General features: G+C 59.9%; 19 protein-coding genes. 18 read left to right on the plus strand and 1 reads right to left on the minus strand.

The annotated features are described in order from the left end of the window. The first annotated feature begins 78 nt into the window (after nt 1-78). Complete coding sequence (locus tag BGE01nite_RS19060) at nt 79-1,377, plus strand: MFS transporter (RefSeq protein ID WP_146852582.1); 1,299 nt, start codon at nt 79-81, stop codon at nt 1,375-1,377. A 6-nt stretch (nt 1,378-1,383) separates the two neighbouring features. On the opposite strand, the gene BGE01nite_RS29065 is transcribed toward BGE01nite_RS19060, so the two are convergent. Continuing rightward, nucleotides 1,384-1,533, minus strand: a complete 150-nt coding sequence (locus BGE01nite_RS29065; RefSeq protein ID WP_170266894.1) for a hypothetical protein — start codon at nt 1,531-1,533, stop codon at nt 1,384-1,386. Nucleotides 1,534-1,964: 431 nt separating this feature from the next. Between BGE01nite_RS29065 and BGE01nite_RS19065 the strand changes: the two genes are divergently transcribed. The 17 genes from BGE01nite_RS19065 (at nt 1,965) to BGE01nite_RS19145 (ending at nt 21,290) form a co-directional block, all read left to right on the plus strand. After that, nucleotides 1,965-2,540 carry a hypothetical protein gene (locus tag BGE01nite_RS19065; protein ID WP_146852584.1) on the plus strand — a complete coding sequence of 192 codons (576 nt, stop codon included), beginning with the start codon at nt 1,965-1,967 and terminating at the stop codon, nt 2,538-2,540. A 218-nt stretch (nt 2,541-2,758) separates the two neighbouring features. Then, nucleotides 2,759-2,989 (plus strand): dodecin, encoded by a 231-nt coding sequence (locus tag BGE01nite_RS19070; RefSeq protein WP_146852586.1) that lies wholly within the window; start codon nt 2,759-2,761, stop codon nt 2,987-2,989. Nucleotides 2,990-3,030: 41 nt separating this feature from the next. Further along, entirely contained in the window at nt 3,031-3,420 is a 390-nt protein-coding gene (locus tag BGE01nite_RS19075) for a hypothetical protein (RefSeq protein WP_146852588.1), read from the plus strand. A gap of 86 nt (nt 3,421-3,506) precedes the next feature. After that, nucleotides 3,507-4,907, plus strand: coding sequence for a sulfatase family protein (locus BGE01nite_RS19080; protein WP_146852590.1), 1,401 nt, complete (start codon nt 3,507-3,509; stop codon nt 4,905-4,907). Nucleotides 4,908-5,028: 121 nt separating this feature from the next. Further along, a complete protein-coding gene (locus BGE01nite_RS19085; protein ID WP_146852592.1) occupies nt 5,029-6,915 on the plus strand; it encodes an ABC-F family ATP-binding cassette domain-containing protein in 1,887 nt (628 codons plus the stop codon). A gap of 38 nt (nt 6,916-6,953) precedes the next feature. Then, nucleotides 6,954-7,697 carry a hypothetical protein gene (locus BGE01nite_RS19090; RefSeq protein WP_146852594.1) on the plus strand — a complete coding sequence of 248 codons (744 nt, stop codon included), beginning with the start codon at nt 6,954-6,956 and terminating at the stop codon, nt 7,695-7,697. Nucleotides 7,698-7,856: 159 nt separating this feature from the next. After that, nucleotides 7,857-9,116 carry an MFS transporter gene (locus BGE01nite_RS19095; protein WP_174770055.1) on the plus strand — a complete coding sequence of 420 codons (1,260 nt, stop codon included), beginning with the start codon at nt 7,857-7,859 and terminating at the stop codon, nt 9,114-9,116. An 86-nt stretch (nt 9,117-9,202) separates the two neighbouring features. Next, nucleotides 9,203-9,913, plus strand: coding sequence for a hypothetical protein (locus BGE01nite_RS19100; RefSeq protein ID WP_146852598.1), 711 nt, complete (start codon nt 9,203-9,205; stop codon nt 9,911-9,913). Nucleotides 9,914-10,014: 101 nt separating this feature from the next. Next, nucleotides 10,015-10,881, plus strand: coding sequence for an alpha/beta hydrolase (locus BGE01nite_RS19105; RefSeq protein WP_246145760.1), 867 nt, complete (start codon nt 10,015-10,017; stop codon nt 10,879-10,881). Between the two features lie 56 nt (nt 10,882-10,937). After that, nucleotides 10,938-11,972 carry a sialidase family protein gene (locus BGE01nite_RS19110; protein ID WP_146852602.1) on the plus strand — a complete coding sequence of 345 codons (1,035 nt, stop codon included), beginning with the start codon at nt 10,938-10,940 and terminating at the stop codon, nt 11,970-11,972. A 274-nt stretch (nt 11,973-12,246) separates the two neighbouring features. Continuing rightward, complete coding sequence (locus BGE01nite_RS19115; RefSeq protein WP_146852604.1) at nt 12,247-14,889, plus strand: beta strand repeat-containing protein; 2,643 nt, start codon at nt 12,247-12,249, stop codon at nt 14,887-14,889. A gap of 281 nt (nt 14,890-15,170) precedes the next feature. Beyond that, nucleotides 15,171-15,929, plus strand: a complete 759-nt coding sequence (locus BGE01nite_RS19120) for a PIG-L deacetylase family protein (protein ID WP_146852606.1) — start codon at nt 15,171-15,173, stop codon at nt 15,927-15,929. Between the two features lie 87 nt (nt 15,930-16,016). Next, nucleotides 16,017-17,768, plus strand: a complete 1,752-nt coding sequence (gene argS, locus BGE01nite_RS19125) for an arginine--tRNA ligase (RefSeq protein ID WP_146852608.1) — start codon at nt 16,017-16,019, stop codon at nt 17,766-17,768. 42 nt (nt 17,769-17,810) lie between these two features. Further along, complete coding sequence (locus tag BGE01nite_RS19130) at nt 17,811-18,050, plus strand: addiction module protein (protein WP_146852610.1); 240 nt, start codon at nt 17,811-17,813, stop codon at nt 18,048-18,050. Nucleotides 18,051-18,053: 3 nt separating this feature from the next. Beyond that, a complete protein-coding gene (locus BGE01nite_RS19135) occupies nt 18,054-18,353 on the plus strand; it encodes a type II toxin-antitoxin system RelE/ParE family toxin (protein ID WP_146852612.1) in 300 nt (99 codons plus the stop codon). 45 nt (nt 18,354-18,398) lie between these two features. Next, nucleotides 18,399-19,634: a hypothetical protein gene (locus tag BGE01nite_RS19140; RefSeq protein WP_170266896.1), complete on the plus strand. Its 1,236-nt coding sequence runs from the start codon at nt 18,399-18,401 to the stop codon at nt 19,632-19,634. Nucleotides 19,635-19,820: 186 nt separating this feature from the next. Beyond that, nucleotides 19,821-21,290, plus strand: a complete 1,470-nt coding sequence (locus BGE01nite_RS19145) for a DUF1501 domain-containing protein (protein WP_146852616.1) — start codon at nt 19,821-19,823, stop codon at nt 21,288-21,290. The last annotated feature ends 213 nt before the right edge of the window (nt 21,291-21,503 follow it).

Below are 21,503 nucleotides of genomic sequence, written 5' to 3' on the forward strand. Positions count from 1 at the left end.
AAAGAGCTTCTGCCCTGGGAGAAAACCGTGTGTGATGGCGCGTTTATAGCGCCTCGTCATCACACGCTCTCCCGTTGCATGTCCGCTGAATCACCCACCAAGGTCCGCCATCAGATTCTCGTCACCGCGACCTTGGTGGCCTTCCTGATGTATCTGGACCGCATCTGTCTGACGCAGATCATCACTTCGGATTCCTTTGAGCGGGAGTTTTCCTTTTCAAAGCAGGAGGTGGACTGGGTCACAGGTGCCTTCTTCTGGGCCTACGCGCTTTTTCAGGTGCCTGCAGGCTGGCTCAGTGATCGCTTTGGTGCGCGCATCCTCATCACCATCTACATCGCCGCATGGTCGCTCTTCACCGCGGCCACGGGATTTGCCACCGGCTTCTGGACCCTCCTTTTCGCCAGATTGCTCTGCGGACTGTCCGAGGCGGGCTACTATCCCGCCAGCAGCAGTCTTGTCACACGGTGGTCGCACATCGCGAACCGCGGCTCTGCGAGCAGTCTCATCTCCTTGGGTGGCCGGGCGGGCCTCTTCCTGGCGCCCATCCTGACCGTGAAGGTCATCAGCGGTTTGGGCGACTGGCGCTGGGCTGGCTGGGTTTATGGCGCGAGCGGTCTCATCGTGGCCCTGATTTTCTGGCGGGTCTTCCGCGAGCATCCGCGTCTGCATCCACGATGCAATGCATCGGAGGTGGCGTTGCTGGCCGAGGGCCGTGGTGACTTCCTGCCGGCCAAGGATCCGCCACGGCGCTTCCCGCTGGCCGCAGCCATCCGCAGCCGCAGCCTGTGGATGGCCAACGCAGTGCAGTTTTTTACCAATATTGGTTGGGCCTTCACGGCGCTGACCTTCCCTCGTTACTTGAAAGAGGTGAAGCACTTTGATGATGAGACGAACGGCTGGATCACCAGCGGCGCGCTGTTCATCGGCATTGGCGGCATCATCGTGGGCGGCCTGACGACCGATATGATCTCGCGACGGTATGGGAAGCGGTTGGGGCGCATGCTGCCCATGTCCGTGACGAAGTTCATCGCAGCCGGTCTCTATCTGGTGGCACTCTACATGGATGCGCCCTGGACCATCCTGCTGGCTTTTGGCATGGTCTCTTTCTTTGGAGACTTCGGCCTGCCCGCCATGTGGACGACCATGCAGGACATCAGCGGCAAGTATCAGGCGCAGCTTTTCGGCTGGGGGAACATGTGGGGAAATTTTGGCGCGGCCATCATGCCGCTGCTCTTCACCGCCGCTCTCAAAGCCTGGGACACAAACCATGACTATCACGAAGGCGTCTGGCTTTGCGCCGCAGCCTTTGTGCTCGCCGGACTCTTCGCGCTCGGGGTGAACGCGGAGAAACCCGTCATTGAAGAGGCCAGGCCCTGACCGCCGTCACTTGCCCAGCAGCATCAGGATGCCGGCCACCAGAGCCAGGATGGGCACGATGATGCCTGCCGAACCAAGATTGATATGGAAGACGCCAGTCAGGCCCACGAGAACGAGGTAGATGGCGAGGAGGATGCGGCTGGTGATGGCTTTCATAGGAGAGGTTGAGGCGTGAAAGCTAACGAATCAGCCGTTGTGGCCGATATGGGGTGTTACCCCACCTGTTCATCCTGCGTGATTTAAGCTTCTTTCCACGGAGAAGTCGGTTGAGGGACAGGTGGCGGCAAAAAGCCCGTGTCAAAGAGCAGGAGAGGTCTTGGGCAAGCTGGCGTATACCACAGGTCCAGTCTAACTGGTTATGCTTTGGAGACAGGCCTCATCAGAAGCAGCTGGCAGGCGTCCATCATGCCGATGTTTGGGGTGATTGCCCCATAGCATCCAAGTTCATTCCCGGTCTATGAGGGACGCATCGGCAGGAGCGGCTTCACTAGGGAGGAAATCGAACACTTCTCTGCGAGTCAGATGAAATCGCCTGAATAACACGCCTCCTCGGGTTGTCCATTCTCCTGCCATCCACCCAACCTCTAATGAAACACACCCCCGCATTACTCCTTTCCATTTCCGCCGCCATCGCCATGACCTCCTGTGTCGTGCCCGGTGATGTCGGCTATGGCTCTGGCTACTCATCCACCAGCATCGGCTACCGCCAGTATAACACCCTGCCCACGGGTTACTCCGGAGATGCTTACCTCTATGGGGGGCGCTATTACTCGGGTGGGCGCTATGAAAGCGGAACCTTCGCGTATCAAGGCCGCTCCTACAGCAACCGGTACTTCCACAACGGACAGTATTACTACGGTGGCGACCATCGACACTACGGCAGCAGCACCACCACCCGTCCGACGGTTCGGCCCACAAGCCATGATCGTGACCACGACCATGATAACGGCCGTGGCTGGGACAATAACCGGGATCGTAACGATGGCCGGGGGCACGACAATGACCGTGGTCGTGACGATGATCGCAGGGGCAGCAGTAACTGGGGCCGTGACAACGACCATGACAATGACTCACGGCACCGCACCACCATCGTGACGCCGGGCTTGCCTACTCGCTCAGTTCCACCCAGTCCCTTCCGCAGCCCGTTTTCCTCGGGCCGATGAATTGCCTGATGATGCGATGACTGCCTGAGTCCTGACGGCAGCGCATTCGCAGCACTCGACAAGGGTGGCAGTCGTGCATGTCTCATCATGCGTGACTGCCACCCTTTATTTTTAGTCGCGCCTGCCATCGTGGAGTCCGGCGTGCATCTGGCCCTCATGCGATTTTGGGGTGATCGCCCCATGGCGCAAAAAGGGCAGATAGGGCTATCACCTGATCCATGAAAGACGCCGTCTATAAACTTACCGAACTCACCGGCACTTCCTCCGTCTCCATGGAGGATGCCGTGACCAAGGCGCTTCAGTGCGCCTATGAATCTGTCAAAACACTGAGCTGGTTCCAGGTGGTGGAGACACGCGGCAGCATCAAGGACGGAGCTGTGGACCACTGGCAGGTGACCTTGAAGGTCGGCTTCAAGGTCGATGAAGTTGAGCTTCCCTCTCCGGAATGATCATGCGTATATCTTGGTCCATACTCCAAAACCCCAAACTCATGAAACCTATTCTCGCTGCGCTGTTGTCGCTCGTTGCAGTGGTCGGCATGACCTCCTGCGCGCAATCCGTGAACCTGGCCGATCATGGCCACGTTTCCACCTTCACTGTCCCTCACCGGGCATCACCTGACGGCACGGGCCAGAGCCGGATCTCACCGTATGTCGGACTTGAGCACCCGGCTGGCACCATCGGGGGCACCTACCATCACAATGGCCGGGAGCTCGCGGGCGGTCGCTATGAGACAGGGCAATTCGAGTACAAGGGCCGCCCTTATTTCAGCCGCTACCATCACAACGGCCAGTACTACTATGGCGGTTACTTCCGCGAGCATGAGAAGCCTCGGAAACCCGCGTATCAGACGGTCAGTGCTGATGGCCATTTGCGCTGAATGATTTCGAAAGACGGCTGATTTTCCAGGCCATGAGGAATCCGCCATCTTGTGAAAGGCAGGGCGGCAGCATCGTATGTTCTCACATGCGTTTGCTCGCCGCCCTTCTTATGCTCACGCTGCCCGCCCTGGCGGCAGAGCGGCCTAACATCATCTTTGTTCTCTGTGACAATCTCGGAAACGGTGACGTGCACTGCTTCAATCCGGAGACCAGGCACCGCACGCCAAACCTGGACGGCATGGCGGCGGAGGGCACACGCTTCACCAGCTACTATTCAGCCAGCGGTGTGTGCACACCCAGCCGCGCAGCCTTGATGACGGGCTGCTATCCGAGGCGCATCGACATGCATGTCAGCGCCACCGGTGGCGGAGTGCTACAGCCCGTGGCTGCCAAGGGATTGAATCCAAGTGAAACAACACTGGCCGAGGTGCTGAAGCCATCCGGCTATCACACCATGATCATTGGCAAATGGCACCTCGGTGACCAGCCCGAGTTTCTACCCACGCGCCAGGGTTTTGATTCCTACTTCGGCATCCCTTACAGCGATGACATGACGAAGGACAAGAGGCCGGATTCGTGGCCCGAGCTGCCCCTGATGCGGGACGAAAAGGTCATCGAGGCACCTGTGGATCGCGACCTGCTCACCAGGCGCTATACCGAGGAAGCCATTCGCTACATCGAGGCGAATCGCGAGCACCCCTTCTTCCTCTACCTGCCGCACGCCATGCCCGGCAGCACCAAGGATCCGTATGCCAGCCCCGCCTTCAAGGACAAGTCCGCCAATGGTCACTGGGGAGACAGCGTGGAGGAGCTCGACTGGTCCATGGGCGAGATCCTCGCTGCTTTGAAACGATTGAACCTCGACGACAGGACCCTCGTCATCTGGACCTCCGACAACGGTGCGCCCCGTCGCGATCCACCCCAGGGCACCAATGCTCCCTATCAAGGGTGGGGCTACAACACCAGCGAGGGCTCCATGCGCATGCCCATGATCGCCCGCTGGCCGGGAAAGGTGCCCGCCGGGAAGGAATGCCGCGAACTCTGCTCCATGCTGGACATCCTGCCGACGCTGGCCGCGCTCACAGGCTCCCCTCTGCCCAAGCAGACGATCGATGGCCATGACATCCGCCCTCTCCTCTTCGGCACTCCTGATGCCAAGTCACCCACGGATGAGCGTGGTTTCTTCTACTACCAGATCCACCAGCTCCAGGCCGTGCGCAGCGGTCCATGGAAGCTCTATCTCCCCCTTGAAAAGAAGCGCGCCGAGTTGGTGAACAAGCGTGCCGCCACACCTCTCCGCCTCTTCAATGTCCGTGACGACATCGGCGAGACCCAGGAAGTCTCCGCCGGGAATCCCGAGGTGGTGGCCCGTCTTATGAAACTCGCCGAGGCCGCCCGCGCCGAACTCGGAGATGAGGAAAAAACAGGCTCCGGCCAGCGCACCGCCGGTCTCGTCCAGACCCCGACCGCCAGAAAACTGGAGTAGAAGGCGCGAAAACCTCCGCGCGGACCTTGGCAAACCCCTCCGCAGCGTCCAAAGAAGCCACCCCCGGTTCCGGCCCCTGATGGCTGCCCCCCCTGACCTCCTGCTTTCCTGACCCTCCCCCATGCTTTCTGCCAACGAACTCACTCTCGGCTACGGTAACCAGCGCCTTCTGGAAGGTGTGACCCTGGCGGTGAATGAAGGGGAAAAGGTGGGCCTTGTGGGACGCAATGGCTGTGGCAAGACGAGTCTGCTGAAAATCCTCGCCGGTGTGGAGCGTCCGGATACGGGAGACCTTTCCATCAAACGCGGTCTCATGGTCGGCTACCTGCCGCAGGAGTTCGAACTGGATGGCAACGCCACCGTTTTGGCAAACATCCAGTCCGGCGCGGCAGACCTTGTCAGCATGATCAAGCGCTATGAGGCAGGGCAGGGAAGCGAGGCCGAACTCGCGGACATGCTGCACCACATCGAGGCGGCGGACGGTTGGAATCTGGAGACACGCATCCGTTCCATCACCACCGCTCTGTCTGCTCCTCCTCTGGATGCCGTGGTGGCTCCGTTGTCCGGCGGTGAAAAGCGCCGCGTGGCACTCTGTCGAGCATTGGTGGCCCAACCAGAATTGCTTCTGCTGGATGAGCCGACGAACCATCTCGACTCCGAATCCATCCGCTGGCTGGAGGAGTATCTGCGCAGCTTCCCGGGCGCGGTGATCTTCGTCACGCATGACCGGTATTTCCTCGATGTCATTGCCACGCGCGTGATGGAGATTTCCGAAGGCCGCTGCTACTCGCATGAGGGAAACTACACCGCTTATCTGGAGAGCAAGGCGGCGCGCCAGCAGATCGCCGAACAAACAGAGCGGAGACGTCAGCGCTTCCTGCGCACGGAGCTGGAGTGGGTTCGCTCCGGCGTGAAAGCACGCGGCACGAAGTCCCGGCACCGCTTGGACATGTTCTATCAGATCGAAGGTCTCGAGGCACCGCCTGAGGAGCGCGAGATGGATCTGCTCCTGCCGCCCGCGCCTGATCTTGGAAACATCGCGGTTGATCTCGAAGGCGTCGGCGCTCACGTCATTGACGAAAAGGGTCAGGAGCGCTGGCTCTTCCGTCATCTGAATGTGTCCCTGAAGCCCGGGCAGTGCACTGGCATCGTCGGGCGCAATGGCGCAGGCAAAACCACACTGCTGCGCATCTGCATGGGCACACGTCAGCCGGATGAGGGCAAGGCCACCATCGGCAAAAAAGTGACCTTCAACTACATCGACCAGGCACGCATGCAGCTCACGGAAGGTGGAACGGTGCTCGCAGAGATCGCGGACCAGGACGACACCGTATTCTTCGGCACGCAGAAGATCAGTGCGCGCAGTTACCTGCGCCGTTTCCTTTTCAATGACGACCGCACGAATGAGCGTGTGGACCGTCTCTCGGGTGGTGAGCGTGCCCGCCTGATGCTGGCAAAGGTCTTGAAGCGTGGCGGCAATGTCATCGTGCTCGATGAACCGACGAACGACCTTGACCTGCAGAGCCTGCGCATCCTTGAGGAAGCCATCAGTGACTTCGATGGCACGGTGCTTGTGGTCAGTCATGACCGCTACTTTCTCGACCGTGTCTGTGACCAGATCATCGCCTTTGAGGACGCCGGTGTGCATGCCCAGACTGGCAATTTCAGTTACTACCTGGAGAAGCGTCGTGAGCGTGAATTGCGCGCCAAATCCTGGGCCGCTCCTGAGCCTGCCAAGGCCGCTATCACGGGTGGCTCCAAGCCAAAGCCACGCAAGCTCAGCTTCAAGGAGAGTCGTGAGCTGGAAACCATCGAGGCTGACATCCTGGCGGCTGAAGAAAAGGTGCAGTCCATTGATGTCATCCTCAATGATCCCAGCTTCTACATCACCCGCTCACAAGAGGCCTCTGACATGAGTGAGCAGCTCGACCTCGCCAAAGCTGAGGTCATCCGCCTCTATGCCCGCTGGGAGGAGCTTGAAGCGATCAAGGCAGCGACGCCTGCTTAAAGTCTTGTAGGCCGCCCGGTCTCATGGACAATGCGCGAATGAAAAAAGCTGCCGCTCATCCCCGCAGACACTTGGCAGTCATTCTGGTCTGGGCTGGTCTCGCGCTGCTGGTGCAGACTTCCTTTGGAGAGATGATCCAGGGCTTCATTCACGGGGATCAGAAGGTGTCGGGGGAGATTGTGGGCGTACGGCTGGAACCGAGTGACATGGTTGTCAAAATCAGGGTGGCCACCGGGGCGAATCTGACGCCGGGTGTCGAGGCTGACATGATCCTCGGGAACGTGGAATCACAAAGCCTGCTCAGGGTGTTTGCCTGGATCGCTCAAAAGGCCAGGATGAATGCAGGTCCTGCGGCGGAGCTTCGGTTTGCCCCGTCTGCCAAGGCTGGCAAGGCATTTAGCCCTACCAAGGAGGCGAGCATTCATGAGACAACCCATTCTCTCGCGGTCATGAACGTCAGTTCCACCACCCCAAAAAATGTGCTGCTTCGGCGTCTTGTGCAGCAGACGTCGCGGACCATATCTCGGGGCCGCACGACGAAGGAGCAGACAACATGGAGCGTGCAGTCCCATTCCATCACTGGACTGCTACCAGGAAAGACGAAGATCGCCGAGTTTATGCCGCTCAGAGAAACCTCTCATCGATCCACCCGCGATCTTGGACCGGCAGGAGACCCAAGGATACGAAACACGACCCAGGAAACCAACGAGGTGAAAACAGACACGGTCTGCCTCCTGGCCCTCGATGACTTGGGTAATGTGATTTATTTCAAGCAGTTCTGAGGAGGGTCGGCGAAGAGCAGTGGGCCATGGATGGCGAAGGCTGTTGTTGAAGCCTGGACTCCATGGATGCGCCCGACCATGGAAAACGCGGAAGACGGAAGCCACTGGCGACGATGAATGGCAGCCGGATCTTGCTTCTTTAGTTCAACCCGCCCAGTCATGCCCGCTCCCACCTCTTCCCGCGTCCGCTATCGTGTCGTCGGCTTCATGCTGGCCCTTGGGGCTGTGACCTATCTGGACCGGGCGTGCATCGCCGCGCTTTCGCCGGACATCCGGCGCGATCTGGGTTTGAGCAAGGATGAGATGAGCTGGGTCTTCAGCGCCTTCGCGGTCGCTTACGCGGCGTTTGAAATTCCGACGGCGTGGTGGGCGGACCGGGTGGGGACCCGGTGGGTCCTGACGCGCATCGTGATGTGGTGGTCGGCTTTTACGATGGCCACAGCTGCGGCGTGGAATCTGGCATCGCTGACCGTCATCCGCTTTCTCTTTGGCGCGGGTGAGGCGGGGGCATGGCCGAATGTGGCGCGGACTTTCTCGCGCTGGATTCCGCGTGCCGAGCGTGGCCGGGTGCAGGGTGTCTTCTTTGCCGCGGCTCATGGAGTGGGTGGTCTGACACCGCTGATCGCGCTGGCCGTGGCGGGTGCGTGCGGATGGCGTTGGACGTTTGTGATCCTTGGCATTCCCGGCATCCTGTGGGCCATCGCGTGGCACCGCTGGTTCCGAGATGATCCCGAGCAGCATCCCGCAGTGCAGCCGGCGGAACTGGCCATGATCGTGGCGGGCCGCGACCCCAGCACCGGGCATCACGGGGGCTGGGCGTATTGGCGGCAACTGCTGAAGCACCGCAACACGCTGTTTCTCTGCCTGATGTATTTCCCGAACAGCTTTGGTTTCTACTTCTGCATCACCTGGCTGCCGGAGTATCTGAGGGAGCAGCACGGATTTGACTCCATGCGGTTAGGCTTCTTCGCCGGGCTGCCGCTGATCCTGAGCATCGTGGCAGACTTGCTGGGAGGAGTGGCCACGGATGTGATGACACGGCGCTTTGGTCTGCGCATCGGGCGCGCGGGCGTGGGCGCGGTCTCCTATCTTGTGGCAGGCGCAGGAATGTTTTTGGCGACGCTCGCCACGCAGCCGGAACTGGCGGCGTGGTGCCTCGCCATCGCGGTGGCGGCCAGCATGTTCACGCTCGGCGCCTCATGGGGCGCGGTGATTGATGTGGGCGGCAGTCACACCGGCGTGGTGGGCGCAGCGATGAACACCGCGGGGCAGATCGGCAGCATTGCCTGTCCGCTGCTGGTGGTTTGGCTGCAAAAGGCCTATGATTGGAACGCCCCGTTGTATCTGATCGGGGCGCTGTTTTGGGTGGGAGCCGCAGCGTGGTTGTTCATCAATCCGCGGCGGAAGATTTTTGAGTAGAAGGGTGAGCCTGGGGTAACATCAAGTATTGCAAGCAGAATCGCTTCGTGGCAGAAGTCATGCATTGTCCATCATTACCCCCGCCTATGCGCGCGATCCTCTGCCTGATTCTGGTGTTTTTTGCTCTCGTGTTCGAAAGCCCGGCGGTGACCCTGGAAGCGATGCTGGGTTCCTCAACAGTCTCGGGCGAGCTGGTCGGTCTCGCGCCAAGTTCGAAGGCGATCTCGTTCAAGATCAAGCAGGCTTCAGGCGAGGAAATTGAGGTCGAGATCTATCGGCTGAACTCGTCAAGCCGGGACAAGGCTTTTGCCTGGATGAGCCAGACAGCGCGGGTAAATGCCGCCAGGCTGCCGCACTTGAGATTTGCGGCGACCAAGCGGCTTTCTAATGTCAAGGATCCCATGGATTTAGCGAGGTTGGGCATCGAGGCGATGTTCGGAAAGAACACCAGGACCGATCATGTGCTCGCCGTGCACAACGCGGGCGCCGCCGCCACGGGCCAGATTTCCTCATATCAACTCGTCAAGCAGATCAAGAGCGGGCAGGACCCTTACAAGGGGATCTGGAAAGAAGAATTGTGGCCGGTGGATAACCAGGTGGTCGCCGGCCTGCAGCCCGGGCAGACGCGACAGATGGCCTTCCTCCCCGTGGTGGAAGGCCAGTCCAAGAGCGTCTTTACGGCATCGGCCTCCAGGGGCGGTTTGTCCACCGTTGAAAAAAAGCAAGTTAAGTTCGAGGCGGTCTATCTAATGGCCTTCGACGACGCGGGCCATTTGATCTATTTTGCCAAGGTCTAGACTGGCGATCTCATGGCAGGAAGGCTATTTCACACGCCTGCATGTCTTCCTTTTCCCGCTCTGCCCAGCACTTTATTTTCTGTTCGTTTCTCGTTGTTGGGATGCAAGTCCGCGCTCAGGAGCTGCCGAAGCCGACGCAGGCCAACGTGCCTTATGGGAAGCATGCCAAGCAAGTGCTGGACTTCTGGAAAGCTGACACACCCAAACCCGCACCTCTCTTGTTCTTCACTCATGGGGGTGGCTGGATGAGTGGCGACAAGGCGAACCCGGATTTCCTTGTGAAGTGCCTCGAGGCAGGTGTCTCGGTGGTCTCGATCAACTACCGCCTCATTCAGGATGCGCAGGCCGAGAAGATTGACCCACCTGTGAAGGCCTGTTTGGAGGATGCCGCGCGTGCCCTCCAGTTTGTGCGCAGCCACGCGGCGGAGTGGAACATCGACAAACAGCGTGTTGTGGCCTGTGGTGGTTCCGCAGGCGGTTTCACAAGCCTCTGGCTTGGCTTTCACCCAGACATGGCAGATCCGAAGAGCAGTGATCCGGTGGCCCGCGAATCCACACGCGTGCGCGGTGTCATGGCTTTCGTTCCGCAGACGACTCTAGACCCGAAGCAGATGCAGGCCTGGATTCCTAACAATGAGTATGGCAACCATGCCTTCAGCCTTCCGAGCATGAAGGACTTTGTGGAGAAGCGTGAGTCGTTGCTGTCGTGGATTGAAAAGTTCTCACCCTACGCCCTGGCCAGCAGTGATGATCCGCCTGTGCTGCTCTTTTATGACAATGCGCCCAATCTCGGCCAGCCTTTCAAAGACCCGCCGCACTCGGCCAATTACGGGGCGGGCATCGCCGAGAAGCTGAAAGCCGTCGGCATCGAACATGAGCTGAACTACAACAACGACTACGGTCACATGAAATGGCCGGACCTCTTCGGTTTCATTTTGGAAAAGCTGGAAGTGCAGCGGAAGCCTTGACGTATTCATGCCGCTTCTGGCAACCTCTCATCTTTTCTTGCCTCCGCCGCTCCCCCATGAAACGTCTTCTGCTTCTTAGCCTCCTTTGCTTCACTCAGGCCGTCTCCGCCCAGGAGCAGGCCCAGCTCGTCTCGGTCCAAAAGATCTATGACAAGGGCAAGCACAATGCCTTCACGGACCTCGCGTTCTTCAAGAATCAGTTCTACTGCTGCTTCCGTGAGGCAGATGCCCATGTGGGTGGCGATGGCAAGATCCGCATCATGCTCTCGACCAGTGGAGACACTTGGGTGAGCTATGCCGAGATAGCTGAGAAAGGGACGGACCTGCGTGACCCGAAGCTGGAGGTCACTCCGGACGGCAAGCGTCTCTACATGCTCTGCGGCGGCTCTCTCTATGGCGGCACCACCGAGCTCAAGGGCCGCCGTCCCCGCTACTCCACCACCACGGATGGCAAGGTCTGGACACCTCCGCAGAAATTGCTGGCCGAGGGTGACTGGCTCTGGCGCGCCACGGTGAATCCGGCCGACCAGAAGTTTTACGGCGTCTCTTATAACACACACCCCGCCACCGGCGGTCCGAAGCCCGAGGCGGAGTGGTCGTTGAAGTCTTACACCAGTGTGGACGGCTCCGTATGGCAGCTCTCCTCCATCATGCAGGTCCCCGGCCAGCCGAATGAAACCACCATGCGTTTTCTCAAGGACGGCACCGCACTCGCCTTGGTCCGCCGCGAAGCCGCTGACAAGCTCGGCTACATCGGCTCCGCCACCGCACCTTACCGTGAGTGGAAGTGGACCCCTCTCAACACCGTCGTGCAGGGGCAGAATTTCATCCAGCTTCCCGATGGCTCGCTGGTGGCCGGCTCACGGGGACGTGGTGCCACTCCTGGCGCTCACATGGTGCTCTATAAGATGACCCCGACCTCCCTGGAGCCCATGTTGGAGCTGCCCAGCGGCGGTGACTGCAGCTACCCCGGCATGGTCTTTCACAAAGGCCATCTCTGGGTGAGCTACTACTCCTCTCATGAGGGCAAGTCCGCCATCTACATGGCCAAGGTCCGCCTCCCGTGGATGAAGGTGCCGCCTGAGGAGTGAGGGGTCAGGTGCGGGCCTGTTTGATTCATCAGGCGCCTGCCGGTCATACGGCAGGTGGCGGGCCATTTTCCTGCCTCAGTCACCTGCGCTCAGAGCTGCTATTTCGGAAATCCGTTTCGCCAGAAGCTGCGACGGTGAGCTGGGGAATTACACTTTCGTGTAATACCCCCCCTCCTGCCTTGGTGGTAGCCTCATGAGGTTATGATCTCAGTGCGGACGTTGTCTCTTCTATTTGAGTAACTCCCGCCCCAACCACCTCGTTTCCTTCACCACTATGAAAGCGCCCTCTTCTACCATTGAGCTTCTGGAGTCCAAAATCGCCCCGGCAGGGACGGTGACAGCCGTGATCGCGGGTGGTGTGCTGACCCTGACGGGAAGTGTGGACAATAACGAGATCACCATCATAGAGGTGACACCGGACCACTTCACCATCGCGGGCGCAGGCGGCACGCTGATCAAGCTGGGCGCGGCTGCCGCGGCGGCCAATGTGGAGTTTGACGGTCTGCTGGACTCCATCAAAATCGACATGAAGGAAGGCGTGGACGTGGTGAACGTCAATGCGGTGACCCTGAGCAAGGACCTGACGATCAACCAGGGCCTGGGCAATAACACCACGAACCTGACGGCCGTGAACGTCGGCGGAAATCTGGGCATCCAGGGCAGCAGCGGCACGGACACGGTCACCATCGCCACCTCGCTGTATGTGGGTGGAAACGCCACGCTGGCGTTGGGAGATGGGGCCAACACGGTGTCTGAAACCGCGGGCTTCATCACCATCGGCGGAGCGCTGGGCTACACCGGCGGGACGGCGGTGGACAATGTGGACCTCTCTCCCACGGGCCCGCTCCAGCTGGGATCTGTGGTGGCCAATGTGGGCATCAATTCAGGCAACTTCAGTCTCTCCTCCGGCACAGACACGATCATCAGCGGTGCGCTGAGCTTCACCAGCCTGGATCACGCAGCGGCCACAGTGGGCTTGGTCGTGGCGGCTTCTGACCACCTGATCATCAATGGTGGCGTGACGGTGAAGAATGGTCTGGGGAACAATAACGTGACGTTCTCCGGCTCGGACACGCTGCACATCGGCGGCGCGGTCTCCATCACCAACGGAAATGCCAGCACCACGTCCTCCGTGGTGTTCGCCTCGAGCTTCATGTCTTTTGATGCCGGTCTGACGGTGAAAAACGGCACGGGCACTTTCGCGACCACGATTTCCGGCAGCATGGATGTGACCGGCAGCCTCTCCATCACCAACGGAAATTCCGGCAGCGGCACCACGACCACCATCGTGGCCGGGACCGTGGTGGATGTCTCAGGCGGGCTGACGATTGCCAATGGTTCCGGAACTTACACGAGCATTTTCAGCGGGACGGACACGACCATGGGCGGTGGCATTCTCTTCAGCACCGTGGCTTCTGGCGGTGCGTCCGCGACGAACAACACTGTGGCAGGCGGCTCTCTGAACCTCGCCAGCGTGACCATCACCAACGGGGCAGGGCGGTATACCAATGTGCTGAGCTACACCGACGGCCGCATCGCGGGGAATGTGAGCATCACGACTGGCGATGCCACCGGCACGGTGACCAATTCGATTTCAGGCACGCCCATGATCGGCGGGAGCCTGCTGATCAAGAACGGCAACGGTGACTACACGAACAGCATCACGTCCTCCACGCTGAACATCGGCGGGAGTGTGTCCATCACCAATGGCAATGCGGCCACCTCGATCGTCAACTCAGTCAGCGTGAGCCTGCTGGATGTGGACGGCAGTTTCTCCATCGTCAACAAGGACGGAAACCTGACCAATTCCATCACCGGCGGTAACATCGATGTGAAGGGAAGCCTGACCATCACCAACGGGAACACCAGCGGCACGGTGACAAACACTGTTGCGGCGAGCGGTGAGCTGCGGGTGGGGGCTAATCTGGGCTTTGTGGGCGGCAACGGAGTCTTCCAGAGCACCATCGGTGGAGGGAGCTCAGTGGTGCTGGTCGGCGGCAGCCTCTCCATGGTGAATGGCACGCAGTCCATGGGCACCTCCGCCCTCACGATCTCAAGCCTCACGACGAAGATCGGCGGCGGCGCCACCATCAAGACCCTGGGCGGCAACACCATCGTCAGCCTGGCCGCCACGGTGAACACGATCATTGGTGGCGCGATCAGCGTGACCACGGGAGATGGTGATGACAGCTTCCAGTTTTCAGGCCTGAGCAATTTCACGAGCGGCGGCATCACGACCTCGGTGGGCAATGGCGGAGTGGGCCTGGTGGTCGGCTCAAACGGCGGCACCACGATCAAGGGTGGCATCACCCATTCCAGCCTGAACGGCACAGACTCCATCCAGATCGTGGGGGTTGGCAGGATCGCTGGCGGGGTGAATCTGAACTTCGGCACGGGCACCAGTGCGGGAGTGGTCCTGCAATCCACCAGTGGCGGCGCTCTGGAGGTGGCCGGGCCGGTGTCTGTGAATGCCTCAGGCATCACCACCAGCAGCGGAATCAACCTCTCAAACGTGATCCTGCAGTCCTCCCTGTCCTACACTGGGGGCAGCGGGACGGATGGCCTCACCCTCAACACCACGTCGATCCGCGGAAATGTGACCGCGAACACCTTCGGCGGTGCTGACACGGTCAGTCTTGATAACTCGCTCTTCTCCGGCACGGTGGCGCTTCAGACGGGTGTTGGCACGGACACGGTGACCATTGAAACCGCGGGCTCCGGGGCTTCCAGCACCTTCATGAAGTCGGTCAGCATCCTCACGGGTGATGATGCGGACACCATCTCCATCGCAGGCGCCACGGCGAACCGCACGGCCATCTTCAAGGCCGGCCTGATCATTGATGGCGGCCTCGGCGCGGACACCTTCAACCAGGGTGCCAACCTGACGGGCGGCTTCACCCTGAGCAACATCCCATGATCTGATCCAGCGAGCCAAGCCACGCTGACGTTTCGTCGTCATCCATTCATCTGCGGCAGCATCTGCGCATGAATGGATGAGGTCCGTGGGCGGAGCAGATGGAATCTGATGTCTTCTGACGGCTTTGTGCCAGGACTAACGAGTTTTGGAAGAATTCCGAATGGCCGGGTGCATGGGTTGCGTAGCTGATGGGGCAGGCCTTGGTGCCTGACCTGCCACACCAGGCCTTCCAGGGGCTTGACCTGTGGTTCATTCGTCATTCTGATTTCGTCCTTCCTCCCATGCCCTCCGTCCTCGCCCTCTTCGCCCATCCTGATGACATCGAATTCGTCGCCGCAGGCACAATGCTGCAGCTTCAAGCCCGTGGCTGGGATCTCCACTACATGAACATGTGTACCGGGAATGGCGGCTCGGTGCAGATGGACGGACCCACCACCACCATCACCCGCCTGGAGGAAGGGCAGGAGGCCGCTCGCATCCTCGGTGCTGCTTTTTATCCGCCGATCTGCGATGACCTGGAACTCATGTACAACGTGCACTACTTGCGACAAATCGCTTCCGTGGTTCGTGCGGCGAAGCCGAGCATCGTCCTCACCCATTCACCGGCGGATTACATGGAGGACCACCAGAATGCCTGCCGCCTTGCCGTGACCGCGGCCTTTGCGCATGGCATCCCGAACTTTGTCTGTGATCCACCGCGTGATGCCTTCTTCCATGACGTGACCGTCTATCATGCCATGCCGCATGGCCTCTGTGACCCGCTGCGCCACCCCATCCAGGCAGATCTGTACGTGAACACCACACCGGTGCATGATCGCAAGCGCGACTCCCTGGCCGCTCATGTGAGCCAGAAGCACTGGCTGGACGTGAGCCAGGGCATGGACTCCTACCTGATCAGCATGGACGAGTCCTCCAAGAAAGTTGGCAAGCTCTCCGGCAGCTTCGAATATGCGGAGGGCTGGCGCCGCCACCTGCACCTGGGCTTCAGCTCCCAGGAGATCGATCCCCTGCGCGATGCACTGGGCTCGGACGTGGTCTGAAGCGGCTGAATTCCCTGCCGATCCAGGCTTTTCGAAGCTCGAATCGGCATTCGACAATCGGGATTCGTCATTCAAAGTGCGCGCCCCATGTTTCGCGCTGTTCTTACCGATCGTCTCCAAGCTGCCTTCACCGCCGCTGGCATTGAGTTGCCAGAGGGCTTCTCGCCTGCTGTCGTCATCGCTTCGGACACCCGATTTGGCGACTACCAGAGCAATGCGGCCATGGTGCTGGCGAAGCAGCTCAAGACCAATCCGCGCGCGCTGGCCCAGCAGATCGTGGACAAGCTTGCCGTGACCGATCTTGTGGAGAAGGTGACCATTGATGGTCCCGGTTTCCTCAATCTCACGCTCAGTGCTGAGGCCTTGGCCCAGCAACTGGCAGTCATCGTGAAAGATGATCACGTCGGCGTTCCGCAGGTGAAGAGCCCGAAGACCATCGTCGTGGACTTCTCCGCGCCAAACATCGCCAAGCCGATGCATGTGGGCCACATTCGCAGCACCTTCATCGGTGACTCACTTGCCCGCACAGCGCGCTTCGTCGGCCACAAGGTCATCACGGACAATCACGTCGGCGACTGGGGCACCCAGTTCGGCATGATCATTCATGGCTGGAAGACGCAGCTCGATCAGGAGAAGCTCAAGGCGGATCCGATTCATGAACTTGTCAGCGTTTATAAAGCCGTTAATGCAGCCACGAAGGCGGATGAGTCCGTGCTCGAAGTCTGCAAAGGCGAGCTCGTGAAGCTCCAGCAGGGCGATGCCGAAAACCTTGCCATCTGGAAGGAGTGCGTGCGCCTGACGCTTGAGCAGCTTGAGAAGGTCTATGGGGCGCTCGACATCAAGTTTGATCACTACCTCGGCGAAAGCTTCTTCAATGATGCGCTGGCACCGCTGGTGGCAGACATGCTGGAGAAAGGCATCGCCACCATCAGTGATGGCGCCACCGTGGTCTTCAGTGATGGCAGCGTGAAGCCTGAGAATGATCCCTTCCTGATCCGCGAGAAAGATGAGTGGAAGGCCGCTCCCTGCATCATCCGCAAGGGTGATGGCGGCTTCCTCTATGCCACCACCGACCTCGCCACCATCGACTATCGCGCGAACGAGTGGAAGGCGGATGAGATCTGGTATGTCGTCGGTGCTCCGCAGCAGCTTCACTTCCGCCAGGTCTTCGCCGCAGCGCAGCGTCGCGGTGTGACCACGAAGATGATCCACATCGCCTTCGGCAGCATCCTTGGGCCGGATGGCAAGATGTTCAAAACCCGCAGCGGCGAGACCGTCGGCCTTCTCGAGGTCATCGATGAAGCCATCGAGCGAGCACGCACCGCGGCTGATGAAAAAGACCAGGGCCTTAGCGATGCCGAGAAGGACGAGATCGCCAAGATCATTGGCGGTGGCGCCGTGAAGTACGCCGAGCTCAGCCAGAACCGCCTAACCGATTATAAGTTTAGCTGGGACAAGATGCTGTCGCTCCAGGGCAACACCGCGCCTTACCTGCTGAACGCTTATGTGCGGACGCGCAGCATCTTCCGTAAGCTCGACGGTACCGTGGCGCTCACCGGAGACCTCGCCATCACCGAGCCTGCTGAGCGTGCGCTCGCCATGAAACTCGCCCAGTTCGCCGAGAACGCGCATGACATCCTGGATGACCATCGCCCGAACCTGCTGGCGAACTACCTCTACGAGCTGGCGAACACCTACCACAGCTTCTACGAAGCCTGCAACGTGCTGCGCTCCGAAGGCACCGTCCGTAACACGCGTCTCACGCTCTGCGAGGCCACCAGCCGTGTCCTGAAGACCGGTCTCGGCCTCCTGGGCATCCAGACGACGGAGCGGATGTGAGGCCTTGACGAGGGGCTCGCGAACCGCGATTCTCCCGCAGTCATGACCGCCGTCGCTGCCAAACTCTTGCCTCTGCTCGAGCCACTCGAGGTCTCTGACCGTGCCGAGCTTGCCGCTTGGCTTATTCACTCGATTGACGACGGCCCGGAAGAGCCTGCCGAAGGGTATGAAGAGGCTTGGGACAAGGTGATCGAGAGAAGGTCCGAAGAAATCAGGTCAGGTGTTGCGGTGGGCATTCCTGCTGAGGAAGTGTTTGCTGAGATTCGCCGCAAGTATCTGTGACCGATGCTTCCTGCCGTTTTTCATCAAGAGGCTATTCAAGAGCTGGAAGAAGCGGTCGTGTGGTATGCCGAGCGCTCGCCACGTGTGGCTGCGCGATTCCAGGAGGCCATTGAGGCTGGAGTCCGCTCTGCTCAAGAGCATCCTGAGCGTCATGCATTTCTGAGACAGACGGGTAAGCGGGCTGTGCGTTTGGACCGCTATCCCTATCTGATCGTTTATGAGCAGCATCCAGGGCATATTTGGATCAATGCGATCGCTCACGAAAAGAGACATCCGGACTATTGGCTGGGTAGAGAGCTGTGAAGAAAGTGACATGGAAGATTTTGCTTCCAAAACAGTTTAGATTGCATGCGCCTCTGCACCGCTTTTGCTCTCCTCGTCCTCACTTGTCCTGCCTTGGCTGAATCCGACCTCGCCTTTGAAGGTGCCTCGGGCTTCGGAGCCTATGCCAAAGGCGGCAAGGGAGGGAAGGTGATCGAGGTGACTCGGCTGGATGATGATCTGAAAGATCCGCAACCAGGATCATTCCGTCACGCCTTGCTGGAAAAGGGGCCGCGCACTGTGAAGTTCAAAGTGGCGGGGACCATCGTGCTGCAAGATGCGGTGATGGTTCGTGAGCCGTTTCTCACCATTGATGGGCAGGATGCCCCTGGCATGGGCGTGTGCATTCGCGGTGGCTCGCTGGAGTTCAAGGACACGCATGACATCATCGTGCGCTGCATCCGCGTGCGGTTGGGCGATGAAAACACGCTGCGCAAAGTGCGGGCGCAGAAGCTGAAGCGGCCGAAGGGCTCGGGGGCGCTGGACTGCATCGAACTGAAGAACTGCCAGAACGCCATCTTTGACCATGTCTCGGCCTCGTGGAGCTGTGACGAGCTGTTCAGCGTGGTGCATTGCCAGAACGTGACGGTGCAGTGGTGCCTGCTGGCGGAGCCGCTGAGCAATCCAGAACTGCATCCTTATGGCGACAACCACGCCTTCTGCTTCAACTCGAGTGCTGACACTCTGAGCGTGCATCATTGTTTGTTCGCGCGGTATGTGATGCGCGGACCTCAGTTTGAAGCAAATGACATGCGCCAGGGCGATGACTACGCTGTGCAGATGGAAGCCGTGAATAACGTCATGTTTGACTACGAGCGCTCTGGCTCGCGCTACACGACTGGCATTGAGGATCACAAGGAGGAGGGCACGTCGAAAGGCTACGCCTTCCAGTTCATCAACAACCTCTACATCGGCAATCCTGAGCGTCCGGCGATCGAAGCGGTGATGAAGCACGAAGTGCATGACGGCGTGCGCGCTCATATCAGCGACCGTTCTCTGGTAAAGTTCAGCGACACCAAAGGCCGGGAGAAGTCCATCCCCGATGCCGAGAAGCAGATCCAATCAGAACCGGTGTTCCCCTCCAAGTGTCCGCCTGCCACCTCACCGGAGAAGGCCTTGGCAGAGGTGCTGGAAAATGCGGGATGCTCACATACCCGCGATGCCGTGGACCTGCGTGTTCTGGCCACGGTCCGTGAGCGGAAATTCCAGCCCGTGCTGCACTCCCAGGCTGAGGTGGGCGGCTGGCCGGATCTGGGGAAATAGACGATCCAGCCCTGTGTTAGGGGTGTAATCCTTGGCCCTTTCAGGCGGACGGGATGGATTTTCCTGTCGCAGGGCGGCCCGTGGCAAGAAACACCGGGCTGCATCGTAACGGTGGGGACGCATCTCCAGGCTTGCCACGGCAGGCCCCGTTCCGGTAGACTTCTCACCCTAACCTATTCCACGATCATGTTCCGCATCCCTGGCGCCCTCGGCAAAGATGTTTGCGATAAAGACCTCGGCATGACCCGCCGTGACATCCTGCGTGTCGGCGGGGCGTCCATGATGGGCCTCACGCTCAATGGCATGTTCCGCGCCCAGGCTGCCTCGGCCAACTCCGCTGCCGCAGGCCGTGCAGGCTGGGGCAAGGCCAAGCACGTGCTCATGATCTATCTCCAGGGCGGCCCGAGCCATCTCGACCTCTGGGATCCAAAGGAGAACGTGCCGGACAAGGTGCGCTCGGCCTTCAAGACCATCCCCACCAAGGTGCCGGGGCATCACTTCACAGAGATCCTGCCGCAGCTCGCGAAGGTGAACGACAAGTTCACCATGATCAATTCGATGAGCTACACGCCTAACGGATTGTTCAACCACACGGCGGCCATCTACCAGATCATGACCGGCTACACCACGGACAAGGTGAGCCCCTCCGGCCAGCTTGAGCCGCCGAGCCCGAAAGACTTCCCGAACTTCGGCAGCAACATCATCCGTCTGAAGCCGATGGATGAGCCGATGCTGCCCTTCGTGATGCTGCCGCGTCCGCTGCAGGAATCCAACGTCGTCGGCAAAGGCGGCACCGCAGGTTTCCTCGGCAAGGCCTACGATCCTTATACCCTCTATCCCGATGGCGATGACCTCGACATGGGCAAGATGGACCGTATCAAGATCGAGGATCTCCAGCTTCGTCCGGATCTCTTCAGCGTGCGCCTCCAGCGCCGCGCCAAGCTGCGTGATGCCATCAATGACCAGATGCCGACCATTGAGGCAGCGGTGAAGGACATGAGCCTGGACAGCTACTACAACCAGGCGCTGAACCTCATCGCCAGCGGTCGTGCCCGCGATGCCTTCGCTCTGGACCGTGAGTCACCGAAGCTCCGCGATCGCTATGGCCGCAATACTTTCGGTCAGAGCTGCATGCTCGCCCGTCGCTTGATCGAAGCCGGCACGCGTGTGGTGGAACTCATCTGGCCCAAGGTCGCCAATTCCGACAACCATTCCTGGGACCACCACGTGGGCCTCACCCAGCGCATGAAGAACCAGAGCGGACCCATGCTCGACCAGGGCTTGAGCGCCCTCTTCGAAGATCTGGATGCCTCCGGCCTGCTGGATGAAACCCTTGTGGTTGCTCTCGGTGAGTTCGGCCGCAGCCCTGAGAAGGGCGTGTCCACCTCCGGCAATGGCAACAGCGCCGATGGTCGTGACCACTGGCCTTACTGCTACACCGCCGTCATCGGTGGTGCCGGCATCAAGCGCGGCTACATCCACGGCAAATCCGACAAGACCGGCTCGGCACCTGCGGAAGATCCTGTGCATCCGATGGAGTTGCTGGCGACTATCTACCACGCCGTCGGCATTGATCCCGAGACCATCGTCTTCAACCACCTCAACCAGCCACGTGAGCTGGTGAAGGCAAAGCCGGTGACGAAGCTCTTTGCGTGATTTTTGGTTAGTTCAGTTGATGTGAATCAGAGACGGCGGGCCTCGTGCCCGCCGTTTTTGTTAATGGGGAAGAGTCTGTGAACTCGCGACAGCGTCGTGGAGTGCGGTGGGAAGCGCTCAGGCGCGACACCGCTGTGTGCGCAGAGAACATCTTCGTTGTTAGGTTGCGCAGAGTGCGCATGAGAGCGGTGTCGTCGAGGCACGGTGGCCCGT

Source organism: Prosthecobacter gellanilyticus, assembly GCF_007992435.1.
Classification (GTDB): Bacteria; Verrucomicrobiota; Verrucomicrobiia; order Verrucomicrobiales; family Verrucomicrobiaceae; genus Prosthecobacter; species Prosthecobacter gellanilyticus.